Source organism: Escherichia sp. HH26CH, assembly GCF_009820205.1.
Lineage (GTDB): Bacteria > Pseudomonadota > Gammaproteobacteria > Enterobacterales > Enterobacteriaceae > Escherichia > Escherichia coli_F.
The window spans coordinates 1-276 of sequence record NZ_VNXM01000004.1 but is presented as its reverse complement, the minus strand read 5'-3'; the positions used below and the strand labels follow the sequence as shown (position 1 = coordinate 276).

Genomic DNA, 276 nt, shown 5'->3' with positions numbered 1-276 from the left:
GTGGCGTCCCCTAGGGGATTCGAACCCCTGTTACCGCCGTGAAAGGGCGGTGTCCTGGGCCTCTAGACGAAGGGGACACGAAAATTGCTTATCACGCGCTGCGTGATATTTTCGTGTAGGGTGAGCTTTCATTAATAGAAAGCGAACGGCCTTATTCTCTTCAGCCTCACTCCCAACGCGTAAACGCCTTGCTATTCACTTTTCATCAGACAATCTGTGTGAGCACTGCAAAGTACAGTTCTTTAAGGTAAGGAGGTGATCCAACCGCAGGTTCCC

Annotated in this window: 1 tRNA gene; it reads right to left on the bottom strand. The window is 51.1% G+C overall.

Annotated elements, in window-relative coordinates:
* Window position 1: 1 nt before the first annotated feature.
* A tRNA-Glu gene (locus FQ015_RS00445) sits at window positions 2–77 on the bottom strand.
* Window positions 78–276: the final 199 nt, after the last annotated feature.